The following is a 12537-nucleotide window of genomic DNA, read 5'->3' as shown; positions in this document are numbered from 1 at the left end:
TTAATGTTCTTTTTTTAATCGTTCTTGTTCTATCTGTTCTGCTAATCGTTTTTCTATAATAGGTTCTATTAAGGTTTTTCGTCGGTGTGTCTTCACAAATGGATACAGTTCCAATGTTGCTTTTATTTTATCTTGTTCATTGGGGTGTTTGTTAGTGCCTAGTAATATTTCCTTTCCTGTATTAAATTGGTTTTGTTCTTTGGAAGCACTTTCTTTTATTTTTCGCTGAATAGTACCAGATTTAAGTTGTTTTAAAAAACCGCCACTGGTCTCTATTTCCTTAAATAAATCCAATGCCTTTTCGGCTAGTTGTTGTGTTATGGATTCTATGTAATAGGCTCCGTCTGTTGGATTGTTAACTTTATCGAAATAGCTTTCGTGTTTTAAAATAAGTAGTTGGTTGCAGGCAATGCGTTCACTAAATATATTGTCTTTGTGGTATATGGTGTCGTAAGGTAAATTGCATATGGTATTGGCACCGCCTAGTATAGCGCTCATACACTCTGTTGTGGTGCGAAGCATGTTGGTGTTAGGGTCGTAGAGCGTTTTGTTTCGCTTTGTTGGATAGGCAATAATATGGCAATCCGAAATTATGTTGTATTCTTTAGCAAGTGTTAGCCATAAGGATCGCAATGCTTTAAGTTTAGCTATTTCAAAGAAATAATTGGAACTTAAGGATGCTCCAAAAACCATTCTAATGGTTTGTAAAGCGTTTGGGGCTTTGGTATTAAGGAGATTTAAGTATTCGTTGGCATGAGCCAATGCATAAGCCAGTTGTTGCACGATGTTGGCGCCAGCATTCTGATAAAGTGTTGTGTCTACACTCGTATAGGTTTGCGATTTTGAAGTGTTATTTAAAAAATAGTTGGTAAATAGTTCAAAATCTTTATTCAAATTATAAAACCAATTGCCATTTCTTGCCAAATGCCCAATGCTATCGGTTAAGGTATAGATACCAGCTTTTGTAGGGATTGAACGTATCGTTTTAATATAGGTTTCCGATAAAAATTGGAGTTCAAGGTAAATGCGGATGGTATCGAGGTTTATGTTTTGGAGAAGTTCTTTAATTGCTATATCCTTAGATGGTACAATAAACCTGATACTTTCGGCGCCCTTCTTAATTGCATTAATAGCTTTAAGGTTTGATGTGGTTGTGTTTGTGACAAAAATAGACTGACAGACAAGCCATTGTGTTGTTTTGGTGTTGGAAACCTTTGGATGTTTGAGAAGATCATCAGCATGATAAAACGGTTTTACTGCAATGCCTTCATTTGATTCCCAAACAAGAGTGCTGTTGTAATCTGCACCGTTGAGGTCGAATTGAATTTTTTGTTTCCATTGTTTTGACGAAACAGGATTAAATTCTTTGAACAAAGGTTTAGTCATCTTGTTTGTTTTTTAAGCTGTCTTCGTATTCGATGATGTATATTTCTTCATTATCCCTTTTCATGTAATATTCTTCGCGTGCAAACTTTTCAAGGCCTTCATCTGTACTTAACTTTTTTATGGCTTTTTTGTCTTTTTCAATTTCACGTTTGTAATATTCTTTTTCGGCTTCGAGCGCTTCAATTTCATTATTCAGCTCGTTGTGGATAAGCCATGAATTTGCATCAAAAAATAACATCCAGACAATAAAAATAACCAAGATAATAACAAATATGTTTTTTAATGGTTTTAAAAAAAGACGTTTATTATTTATTTTAAACAATGTCATTGTAATCTTTCATTAATGATGGAACGAACAATATCTATGGCAACTGTATTATACTTATTATTGGGTATAATAATGTCGGCATACTGCTTCATGGGTTCAATAAATTGCTCATGCATGGGTTTTAGTGTTGTTTGATAGCGTGTAAGTACTTCGTTAACGTCTCTCCCTCGTTCCGAAATATCCCTTTTCAATCGTCTAATCAAGCGTTCGTCTGTATCTGCATGGACAAATATTTTAATATCGAATAAGGTTCTTAGTTCTGGGTTTGTAAGTATTAAAATGCCCTCAACAATGATAACTTTTCTGGGTTTAGTTAGTACGGTTTCTCCGGTTCTATTATGTTCGATAAAAGAGTAAACGGGTTGTTGAATAGGGGCATTGTTTCTTAAGTTTTTTAAGTGAGCAGTTAATAGATCGAAATCGATGGATCTGGGGTGGTCAAAATTAATATTTATACGTTCTTCCTTAGTTAAGTGTGTTGTATCTTTGTAGTATGAATCTTGGGAGATAACACCCACTTCACCATCGGGAAATTCGTTTAAAATTTGATTAACAACGGTTGTTTTTCCACAACCGGTACCTCCAGCAATTCCAATAATGAGCATGCGTGTTGTGTTTAGTTCGTCTTACAAATTTAATTAAAATGAAGCATCCAGTTAAGTACGATTAAACTATTTCTTGATTTTTAAGACTTCTTCTTTAGTAACGATTGAATCATTTTTGTTGCCCCAACTATTATTGATGTAGTTCATCACATCGGCTATTTCGTCGTCATAGAGACCTAATGGAGCCATAAATCCATTATAGGTTTTACCATTAACAACAATTTCTCCTTTTAAACCATATTTAAGTCCTTTTATACTGGCACTTCTGTTTTTGGTTAGGTAATCTGATTTTGCCAATGGAGGATATACGTTTTCCACACCCTCCCCTGAAGGCAAATGACAGGTAACGCAAAACTCGGTGTAGATATCTTTTCCCCTTTCAATACTTTCTTTTAAAGGATCTTGTCGGTCAATATTTATAAAACTTAGTGTTATTAAGGAAACTAGTAGGACTAAAAATACTTTCATGTGTTTTGAAATTTTTAACTTTTAAATAAACTATTTAAGAATTCAAGAACTCATGCAATCCAGCTTACCTGTATACAGGCAATCGTTGCACTCGTTTTCTTGTGGATTTTTATAATATGGATTTAATTTTAATAAATACTGAAAAGTTAGTGTATGTATTAACTGTAAAAAATGATTTAGATACTTAGTTGTTGGATACTATTTTTACGATACCTTTTCCTTCTACAGCTACATATATATAACCATCGGGACCTTGAATCACATTCCTAACCCGCCCTATGTCCTCTAATAGCTTTTCGCGTTTTAGCACTTTATTATCATCGAGCACGAGTCGTTCTAAGTATTTAAATTTTAATGAGCCTACCAAGAGGTTACCTTTCCATTGTGGATAGATGTCGGAAGATACGAATGTCATACCAGATGGTGCAATTGAAGGAACCCAATAAAAAAGAGGTTGTTCCATGCCTTCTTTTTCTGTAATATCTGTAAAAGAGGAACCGTCGTAATTAATGCCATAAGAAATGATTGGCCAACCGTAATTTTTAGCTTTTTGAATGATATTGATTTCATCGCCTCCTTTAGGGCCATGTTCGTGTTCCCAAATGGCTCCTGTTTCGGGATGTTTTATTAAACCTTGGGGATTACGATGGCCATAACTAAAGATTGCTTGTTTAGCATTAGGTGTATTAACAAAGGGATTGTCTTCAGGGATGCTGCCGTCGTCATTAAGTCTGTATATTTTTCCACAATCACGAGTGACATCCTGCGGATTTTCGTCACGATTACCTCTGTCTCCTATTGAAAAATATAAGTGGCCTTGGTTATCGAACTCTATGCGTGAACCAAAATGTTGTCCTTTTCTGGTATTGGGAGCGCCTTTATAAATTATTTGATGATCTATTAAGGAGGTGTCTTTTAATTTAGCTCGCATGATGGCTGTGTTCGCACCCTCTCCTTCACCCTCTGGAGAGGAAAACGATAAATATATCCATCTGTTGGTTATATAGTTTGGATGTAATTTAATATCTAATAGTCCTCCTTGTCCGCGATTAACAATAGTAGGAGCACCAGTAATGTTGGTTTTTTTACCATTTTTAAAATGAATGATTTCTCCCGACTTTTCTGTAATGAGCATACTGCCATCGGGAAGAAATGCCATGCCCCAAGGAATGTTAAGATCGGGGACAACCATTTCGGTAGTATAGTCAATTACATTTGGAGTTTCTGCTTTTACTTCGGATTCTGATTGTTGTGCGCAGGAAAAGCATGCTATAAGGATGGCTGTTAATAAGGATACCGTCTGTTTCATTGTTTTGGATATTATACCATTTACCAATTGGATTTAGCGAGGCAAAAACATTTTTCTTTTTGTTTTCATTTACGGTAAATTCAAATAATAACTGATGTCATTTATAAAATAGTGTGTTGCGATTTTTACTTTATGATTATTGTCATAATCATGCGTTTTGTTTTCAGATTTAAAGATATACTAAAAGATATAATTAATATTGATTCCAGTATAATAATTTCTTGGATTTCCAGGGTAGTAATATCTTGGAGCACTTCCACCAAACCCTTGGGCATTGATTAAAACTTGTGATGCATAGTTGGTATTGAATAGGTTATTGATTCCGAAAAAAGCATTTAGCTTTAAAGTTTTATTTATAGGTTTTGTATAACTAATTTTAAAATTGGCAAGGTTGTACTTTTTTGTAAACACACTATTGTTGTCTGTGATTGGCATAGAACCAACATGTTGGAAATTGATAGTTCCGTAAAAGTAGGTGTTAAGCTTTGTGTCCATTCCAAGATTTAGAATATTGGAAGGTATGCCTGTTAGTTTATTTCCAGAATAATCGTTAGTGTCGTCTATGAAATTTTTAAAATTAAAATTGTTGCGAGTATAAGTCATAAAGACTTTTACAAAAAGGACTTTGTTATCGATTAGCTTGTAGTTAATGTCTAATTCAATTCCGTCGTGTTGTGTGTGCCCGGCATTGGCACCAATATACTCATCTTGGTTGGTTCTTCTAGCAACCAATAGGTTTTTAACATCCAATCGATAAACAGCCACATTATAGAATAATCGATTGTTTAATAATTGACCTCGCGAGCCTAATTCAAAATTCCATCCGGTTTCAGGTTTTAATTGAGTATTTATTTGTCCGTCAGGTAAAAGTGTTTCATTAAGGGAAATAGGAGAGAATCCATGATTTATGTTTGTATAAAAGCTGATATGTTTTGAAAGTTGATGAATAACCCCAAATTTGGGAGACCATATGTTTTTGAATTTGAAAGTTCCAGATTGGTCCGGATTGGTTTCTGAAGGAGGAAACCTATCATTTAAATTGTACGATGTTTTGTTATAATTAACCCCTGCCGATAGGCTTGTCTTTTTGGAGAGTTCGTAGTTGGTTTCCAGAAATATGTTACAATATTGTCGTTTTTCCTTATAATCGGATAAGCGATTACCTTTCACACTGCCCGTTCCTTCAGGAAAGTCATTATATAGGTTTTCGAAGGTGCCCGATTTATGGTTGTCTTTAAATAATTCGCTTCCCAATGTCCAATTAAGGGGCTTTTTAAAGAGTTTGTTGTTTCCTAAAAATCGAAATCGAAAACCAAGTGCAATGGTGTTTTCGGCTAGGATATTAAAAGGTCTGGGCTCGTAGGCTTTTCTGAAAGATGTAAAAATACTCGTAATGATTTTTAGGTCTTTGTTAAGTTGATAGTTCCAAGTGCCTCCAAAAAGGCCTCTTTGGGTGTCTTCATAACCTTTTGATTGTTTCCAGGTGTAAGCTGCAGATTGTGGGTTGTTGATAAAAGATGTTTCGTCTATAGAGCTAGGGATAAAGGCCTTTAGGTCTATATAGCTGCCAAGGAACGATAGGTCGCTTTTTTTGTTAAAATAGTGGTTAGAGTTTAAGGTAATGGTTTGTTTGTTATAGTTGTTATTTTCACGGTAACCATTACTATGGGTATGACTGTAAATTGCTCTAAAACTAGTTTTGGAAGTTCCATGATTTATATTGACCATTTCTTTAGCCAGTCCAAATGATCCTATGGTAAATTGACTGTTTATATTAGATTGGTTAAAGTAGGCGTTTTGGGGTATGATGTTAATTGAGCCTCCCAGACCAGAACCATAAAGAGTTGAAGCGCCTTTTTGTATTTGTATTTGGGCAATAGAGCCAAGTTCAAAATCCTCTATGTTTGTTTCGCCTGTACCAGTTGTTAGAGGTATGTCTTTGAAGTAGGCTTTTATTTTAGCTGTACCAAATAAGTTTCTGGAACCAATACCTCTTATGGTGATTCGGTTTGTGTTTAATGCTCCAGACTGCATAAAAATACCGGGTGTTTTATTTAATGCCGAAGCTATGTTTATATTGTTGTTTTTTAATATGTCTTGATTTGAAATGATACTTATTGTTGCACTTACTTTTTTTAAGGTTTTTGGCAGTTGGTTGGTACTAATTATGACTTCAGAAAGATAAGAAGGGAGAATACTTAGCTGTATTATTTGATATCTAATATCGGTTATATTCAATTCTTTTTTTGTGTAACCTTCCTTTTCAAATAGATAGGTGCCTGTTTTAACAAGTTGAAACATGCCCTCGGCATTCGTAAAAACAACGCTATTATCGCTAAGATTTGTAATGCTAGCATGTGGGATGGGAAAACCGCTGTCTCCATCTAAAACTTTTCCTTCTATTTTTGATTGTCCGAAACAAGAAAAGGCAATACATATAAAGAGAAAAGAGAGCTTATCTATTATAAAATGCACGTAGTTTAAGTTATATATTGAAGAAGCTAAAATACTTGTTTTTTAAACATATTGTTGAGGACATAAAATAAGAATCTATTTTTTTGAAATTAATTTAATAATGAATTGAAAAAAAAGGTATATTTGCAGCCTGTTACAGTAAGCTGTATTTTTGTTTATTGGAATTTGACAATTACACTGTCTTCGGGGTGTAGCGTAGCCCGGTCATCGCGCCTGCTTTGGGAGCAGGAGGTCGCAGGTTCGAATCCTGCCACCCCGACGAACTGCCATTTCGGCAATATCAAAGCACTGTTAATCTTATGATTATCAGTGCTTTTCATTTTTATTGATATCAAATGATATCATTTAAAACCAATGCATTGGTGAACGATTCGGTGAACTGTATGGTACATTAATTGTTGTAAATTTAAGGAGCTTTTAAAGCGATTTGATTTTCGTCTTTGTTAAAAACAAAGTTTAATCTAAAGACGTACAACATGCAGACAGACAGCACTTTCGCCGTTCTTTTCTTTACAAGGAACACACGTAAAAATTCAGGAAACCTATCCATTTATGCTCGTATCACGGTCAATGGGCAACGCACGGAAATCAGTTTAAAAAGGAGTGTTCCGGTGAACCATTGGGATGCTTCCAAAGGTAGGGCAAGAGGAAACACTCAAAACCTCCGAATATTGAACAATTATTTGGATCAAGCCTATGGGCATATATTGGACAGCCATAAGCAATTGCTCCAAGAACACAAGATGATTACTCCACAAGCTGTAAAAGCTCGTTATCTAGGCGAGGATGACCAACATAAAACACTCATGGAACTGGTAGAGTACCACAATACGACCATGCATAATGTTTTAAAGCCAGGTACCATGAAAAACTATTATTCCACCAAGAAGTACCTAGATATGTTTTTAATGGAAAAACGGAAAACAAAGGATATTTACCTTAAACAATTAAGTTATCGATTCATAACAGACTTTGAACAGTACATAAGAACATATAAACCAAAAAAAGCAAGAAAGACCTGTACTAACAATGGTACGATGAAACATCTGGAACGGTTGATGAAAATGACCAATCTTGCTGTAAAACTAGAATGGTTGGACAAAGACCCTTTTAGGAACTACAAGCTCAGCTATATTAAAAACGAAAGAAGTTATCTTACCCAAAGAGAAATTGACCTTATTGACAATACTACGTTCAAAAGTCCAACTTACGAACGTGTAAAGGATATATTTCTTTTTAGTTGTTATACAGGATTGTCCTATGTTGATGTAAAAGAACTGATGTCTACGCAACTATTGATTGGTATAGATGGGAACTATTGGCTAAATACCAAAAGGGAAAAGACCAATGAAACGGTAAAAATACCTTTGCTCCCAAAAGCAAAACAGATAATGGAGAAGTACATGCAAGAAAGTAAAGCTACCAAAAAACTACTTCCTGTGCTCAGCAATCAAAAGACCAATCAATATTTGAAAGAAATTGTAAAAGCCAGTGGCATTCATAAGCATATTACATTTCATTCTGCAAGACACACTTTTGCAACAACGGTAACCCTGTCCAATGGTGTACCCATAGAAACAGTGTCCAAGTTATTGGGACACACCAAATTATCCACTACACAGATTTATGCAAGGGTACTGCAAAAGAAAGTAGGAGAAGATATGGACCTATTGATTCACCACTATAAAGAAAAGGAGCAAAAGTCGAGCGAAGTAAAACAAAGTGGGCAGCCCCAATTTTTACCATAACCAATCTTGCACAAGCTTCCTGTCAGGTTTTTGTAGCATTCGGAAAGATAAGCGTCATGTAAAATCAGATAGGGAGCAACACTAAATGTGAGGTTTATTTGTACTCGGTTTGATGTATTCAAAAATTAGTAGCGCAGCGGATAAGATTTGAATAGCAAGAGGGTAACGCGCTAAAGCGACGTTACGTTTATTCAAATCGTTGAAAATCAATTATTTATAAAGTGTTTTGCTTTTTTCAATGGTGCAATTTTGAAACAAACCCCTTGGAAAGCCCCAAGAACATTGGAAAAATTTACAGTAAACAAATTTGCCTTATTGAAAGAATTGAAATTAGAATATTGATTATGAGATGATTACGAAATTGATAATTTTTAATAAAAATAAAACGGTATACCAATTTTGCGTCAAAGCGATTGTAAAGCCTTATAAGCATTGAAAAAAACTACAGTAATGGAAATAAAAAAACAGCAAAAAAACACGTTTTCGGCTATAAGTATAAATCGTATCACGGCTGAACGGTTTAGGGAATATTCCAAGACGATTACCAAATCACATACAGAGACCATCGATACCATGATTGATTTCTTTGAAAAAGCCAACATCACTCCAAAAAGTACATTTATGATGAGCTTTTATAAGTTCCAAAAATATATGGCAGGACGTTTGGATTATATTATTGAACTGCTTCGGGAGCATGAACGCAAATATCACAAGCCCACCCATGATATGCTAAAAGTCTTATTTGAGGGAAATACTTGTTTGGAATGTGCAGAACGGAAAGAAACATTGTTCATTGAACCTATGTTTGAAAAGCTTACCCGTGAAGAATGGAACTTAAAAGAAGATACCGTACCCAAAAAAAAGTATGATGCCATGATAAACGAAAGAAATGAAGAGCGAGAAAGAATGTTTGAATTATTGGAAAAAATTACCCTAGTCAAACCTCGATTTGGTAAGGTATATCATAAACTGGAAATGGATGCAACGGAACTTGCTATTTTTAAAAGGAATCTTAAAGATTATTGATTCTTTGTTTTCAAACCAATCTTTATTTCCCAGTGTTATGTGTCGCTGCCGCTAGGGCACATACCAAAACTTATCGAATCAAAGATTAGCCAAGTTTTGGTATGGATGAAAAAGCATTTGACAGCAAGTTCACGTTCTTAGTTTTATCAAAAGACCAAGCTTTTACTGCTTGGTCTTTTGATTCTTCTTCGTTTAAGATTGTATAATTTTCTCTTATTCAATAAGTATCTGATGGACTTCATCTACTTCTTTGCTCACAATACGAAGAAAGTAATTGCCTTTAGGCAAACCTGAAACATCCAATTTGCTTTCATTTTTCTTAGAATTTAAATTTAGGTCTCGCACCGTGTTTCCTGTAAAATCATAAAGTTCAAGTTTAATATTAGTGGGGCTGTCGTCTGTAGTGAGGTTTGAATCGTACACGCGTTCAGATTGTATTTCGGAAACAAAAATATCCGTTGATGCAGGGTTGGGGTATACAGAATAATAATAACCTCCACTTGTTACATTTATGTTTACTGGTCCACTCCAATTACTCCATCCACAACTTGTCTTGACTTTGGCTTGTATATAATATGTTCCTGGTGAATGGAATATGATACGTTTTTGGCTATTATTGTTTGATGGACAGGCAAAACTGCCGTTCATTATCGTTGAATTGGGCATATACCTCCACTCTACGTCCAATAAATCACAATGGAACATAGGAGGGTAGCCTGCAACAGCCTCTATTGGAGTATTAACTGGTATGGAAGAAGGAACATTACCTATAACAATATTGCTTGATGAAACACCGACATCTACATTTTTTCGAATTATTGTTGGATTTCCACAACTATTAGGGGATGTTATACTTGCTTGTATCCAGCCACTTCCAGAACCTATAGCAGAAAATGTACAAGGGTTGGCACCTTGAGATGAATTTCTAGTAAGATTACTGCTATTGCTCCAAGTAATGTTGGCTCCTGAAGGAAGGTTGTTTATCGAAAATGTTGAACCAGTGGAACAAATTGTGTTATCGCCATTGATTGGAGGCAGAGCAGCATTTAAAGCGGCTTGGGCATTTAATCTTCCATATCCAAAAGTATTATCGAAACCAGAAGTTCCCATGTCTGTGGCAGTATTCTTTAGAATCGAAACAATCTGTGCTTCGGTTAGCGTAGGGTTTACAGACAACATAAGGGCTGCTACTCCAGATGCTTGAGGACAAGCTGCAGAAGTACCTCCAAATGTGTTAGTATAATTGCCATTATTATATCCGTTTCCTCCAGGTCTATCAGTTGTACGAACATCACCATTATTATTTGTATTTCCTGAAGGAGCAACCAAATCCATTTCTGAGCCTCTACTACTGTAATTCCAGATATTACCATTATTATTTACAGCTCCTACTGTTACCACACCTGGAACATTTGCAGGATGTAATACCCCGTTGAAGGTTTGTTGTGAATTCCCAGAGGCTGCAACAACAATACTGCCATTTCCACCCCTTCCTTGTGTTCTTGCCCTTGCTATTGCATCTTCAACTGCATCATGATAGGCGTTTGGATCTGTAAATCCCCACGAATTGCTCAAAACATCTGCATTTCCGTCATCCCATGCCCAGTCAATGGCAGCTGCAATTTGACCAACAGATGCGCCAACGCCCAGAATACGAATAGGTATTATATCTGCACATGGTGCTACACCAGCAATTCCAAGATTATTATGTGATGCAGCTATAATCCCTGCACAAGCTTGACCATGTGCTGAACCAGCTCCCGGAGCACCATTACCAGCACCAGTTGCCGTGAAACCTGCAACAACTCTTCCATTAATGTCTTCGTGGTTTTCAACCCCATCATCCAAAACCGCTACTCTCACATTATGAAGTCCTGTAGAAATTCCCCAAGCTTGTGGAGCATTAATATCAATTCCAGCAGTACCACCTAATTGTCCAGTATTGTTCAAATAGTACTGGTCAGTGTAAAGCGGATCGTTTTGGAATTTTTCAACTTCCATAATAAAATCAGGTTGGCAATATTCCACTAAACCACTTTCATATATTTTATTGGAAAGATTCAATAGTTCCCTATAATCAGTTACGTACACACTAAATGTTCCATATTTTTCTTTAACAATACTTAGCTGTTCGCCTGACAATTCGTTTATTTTATCAAATGTAATTCCCTTTTTCGGCTTAAAAAGAATTTCGCCAGTAGGGATTGCCTCATAACCTAATTCTGTCTTAAATGACGCTATCTTATTATCGGAAATTGCAGAAAGTTCTTCTAATACAGACCTTTCTGATGATTTTAGTTTTACCAAAAGGGATTTTCGGTTGACTCGCATGAGGCTTTCAATTGAAACTTCTCGTGTCAGATTCGATTCAGTTTCAGATTTTTCATTGGCTCTAATTAAAAAGGCTTTGTCCTCTTTAATAAGTGGTATTTTTTTGTTATTAGACCAATAGTAATCTTGAGCTATTAGGCCCGTTGGCAACATAAAAATGGCTAAAATTAGAAGTAGTGCAGAAGTAGTTTTAAATTTCATTTGCTCTAGTTATTTACGATTGTTATATTTTTTAATTTGTAAAATATATCAGGAGAGTATAAAGACACACATGCACCAAAGTCCTCAATTGATTTTTCCATATCAAAACTGATTTTAGTTCCATCCTGTTTAAATTCAATTGGCAAATTGGATACAATTATTTTTTCTATTGTATCTAAATTTTCAATTTGGATTTCATAAGCTGGTCCGTTTGATTCTGTATCACAAGAAACAGTTCCGATTATAGTTCCCTTAACGTTTTTAAGAACAATTTCATCATCATCATTATTGGTACAACCAATTAAGGTAGCACAAAGAATTAAAAAAATAAATTTCATTTTTGTAAGATTTTCCATAGGAATAAAGTTAAGAATATTCTTTGATTTTAGTATCATTATTAACCATAAGATGATGTTTTCTTAAAATGGTTGCGTGTTTTTGCAAAAAAATCTGTTTATGGAGGCTAAATTTTAGTGTTAATACAATTTGCTAAACTTAGTGTATTATGGTGTGAATTATTAAACTTTGATGTATATTTACGGTAACAAAGCGTTAATACATTTTGTTTTAAAATAGTTCTTTTTGCATTTTGGAGTTGTTACCTTTATTCGGACATAAAATTTAAGACTGTTTGTTACAAAACAAATATCTTAGAAACAT

Annotated in this window: 10 protein-coding genes and 1 tRNA gene; 3 read left to right on the top strand and 8 right to left on the bottom strand. The window is 35.1% G+C overall.

The genetic code is table 11. The features are described 5' to 3' along the window. From ABD792_RS12900 to ABD792_RS12875, 6 genes are all read right to left on the bottom strand, one after another. A complete protein-coding gene (locus ABD792_RS12900) occupies positions 1-1386 on the bottom strand; it encodes a methylmalonyl-CoA mutase subunit beta (RefSeq protein WP_345006640.1) in 1386 nt (461 codons plus the stop codon). Further along, positions 1379-1714 carry an FtsB family cell division protein gene (locus ABD792_RS12895; protein ID WP_345006639.1) on the bottom strand — a complete coding sequence of 112 codons (336 nt, stop codon included), beginning with the start codon at positions 1712-1714 and terminating at the stop codon, positions 1379-1381. Before ABD792_RS12895 ends, ABD792_RS12900 begins: the two co-directional genes overlap by 8 nt. After that, positions 1711-2319 (bottom strand): uridine kinase, encoded by a 609-nt coding sequence (gene udk / locus ABD792_RS12890; RefSeq protein WP_345006638.1) that lies wholly within the window; start codon positions 2317-2319, stop codon positions 1711-1713. The genes ABD792_RS12895 and udk overlap by 4 nt, the downstream gene beginning before the upstream one ends. Positions 2320-2385: 66 nt before the next feature. Then, positions 2386-2787 (bottom strand): c-type cytochrome, encoded by a 402-nt coding sequence (locus ABD792_RS12885; protein ID WP_345006637.1) that lies wholly within the window; start codon positions 2785-2787, stop codon positions 2386-2388. Positions 2788-2971: 184 nt separating this feature from the next. Continuing rightward, on the bottom strand, positions 2972-4096 hold the full coding sequence (locus tag ABD792_RS12880) for a PQQ-dependent sugar dehydrogenase (RefSeq protein WP_345006636.1): 1125 nt from the start codon (positions 4094-4096) through the stop codon (positions 2972-2974). Between the two features lie 180 nt (positions 4097-4276). After that, the gene (locus ABD792_RS12875) at positions 4277-6571 is read right to left on the bottom strand and encodes a TonB-dependent receptor domain-containing protein (protein ID WP_345006635.1); all 2295 of its coding nucleotides are present in this window, start codon (positions 6569-6571) and stop codon (positions 4277-4279) included. Positions 6572-6755: 184 nt separating this feature from the next. Between ABD792_RS12875 and ABD792_RS12870 the strand changes: the two genes are divergently transcribed. The 3 genes from ABD792_RS12870 (at position 6756) to ABD792_RS12860 (ending at position 9345) form a co-directional block, all read left to right on the top strand. Continuing rightward, positions 6756-6830 (top strand) — tRNA-Pro (locus ABD792_RS12870). Between the two features lie 217 nt (positions 6831-7047). Next, positions 7048-8319, top strand: a complete 1272-nt coding sequence (locus ABD792_RS12865) for a site-specific integrase (protein ID WP_345006633.1) — start codon at positions 7048-7050, stop codon at positions 8317-8319. A 450-nt stretch (positions 8320-8769) separates the two neighbouring features. Then, complete coding sequence (locus ABD792_RS12860) at positions 8770-9345, top strand: BfmA/BtgA family mobilization protein (RefSeq protein WP_345006632.1); 576 nt, start codon at positions 8770-8772, stop codon at positions 9343-9345. Positions 9346-9558: 213 nt separating this feature from the next. On the opposite strand, the gene ABD792_RS12855 is transcribed toward ABD792_RS12860, so the two are convergent. Then, positions 9559-11877, bottom strand: a complete 2319-nt coding sequence (locus tag ABD792_RS12855; RefSeq protein WP_345006631.1) for a S8 family peptidase — start codon at positions 11875-11877, stop codon at positions 9559-9561. Positions 11878-11882: 5 nt separating this feature from the next. Continuing rightward, positions 11883-12233 carry a hypothetical protein gene (locus ABD792_RS12850; protein WP_345006629.1) on the bottom strand — a complete coding sequence of 117 codons (351 nt, stop codon included), beginning with the start codon at positions 12231-12233 and terminating at the stop codon, positions 11883-11885. Positions 12234-12537 lie beyond the last annotated feature (304 nt).

It is taken from the genome of Snuella lapsa (assembly GCF_039539345.1).
In the GTDB taxonomy this organism is placed as follows: domain Bacteria; phylum Bacteroidota; class Bacteroidia; order Flavobacteriales; family Flavobacteriaceae; genus Snuella; species Snuella lapsa.
Note: the sequence above shows the minus strand (reverse complement) of the source record. Positions and strands in the feature narration are given on the sequence as shown.

Bases quoted from the DNA above. Each gene is read 5' to 3' on its own strand.
- udk (WP_345006638.1), bottom strand. From the start codon at position 2,319: ATGCTCATTATTGGAATTGCTGGAGGTACCGGTTGTGGAAAAACAACC.
- ABD792_RS12850 (WP_345006629.1), bottom strand. From the start codon at position 12,233: ATGGAAAATCTTACAAAAATGAAATTTATTTTTTTAATTCTTTGTGCT.
- ABD792_RS12855 (WP_345006631.1), bottom strand. From the start codon at position 11,877: ATGAAATTTAAAACTACTTCTGCACTACTTCTAATTTTAGCCATTTTT.
- ABD792_RS12895 (WP_345006639.1), bottom strand. From the start codon at position 1,714: ATGACATTGTTTAAAATAAATAATAAACGTCTTTTTTTAAAACCATTA.
- ABD792_RS12860 (WP_345006632.1), top strand. From the start codon at position 8,770: ATGGAAATAAAAAAACAGCAAAAAAACACGTTTTCGGCTATAAGTATA.
- ABD792_RS12885 (WP_345006637.1), bottom strand. From the start codon at position 2,787: ATGAAAGTATTTTTAGTCCTACTAGTTTCCTTAATAACACTAAGTTTT.
- ABD792_RS12900 (WP_345006640.1), bottom strand. From the start codon at position 1,386: ATGACTAAACCTTTGTTCAAAGAATTTAATCCTGTTTCGTCAAAACAA.
- ABD792_RS12880 (WP_345006636.1), bottom strand. From the start codon at position 4,096: ATGAAACAGACGGTATCCTTATTAACAGCCATCCTTATAGCATGCTTT.
- ABD792_RS12865 (WP_345006633.1), top strand. From the start codon at position 7,048: ATGCAGACAGACAGCACTTTCGCCGTTCTTTTCTTTACAAGGAACACA.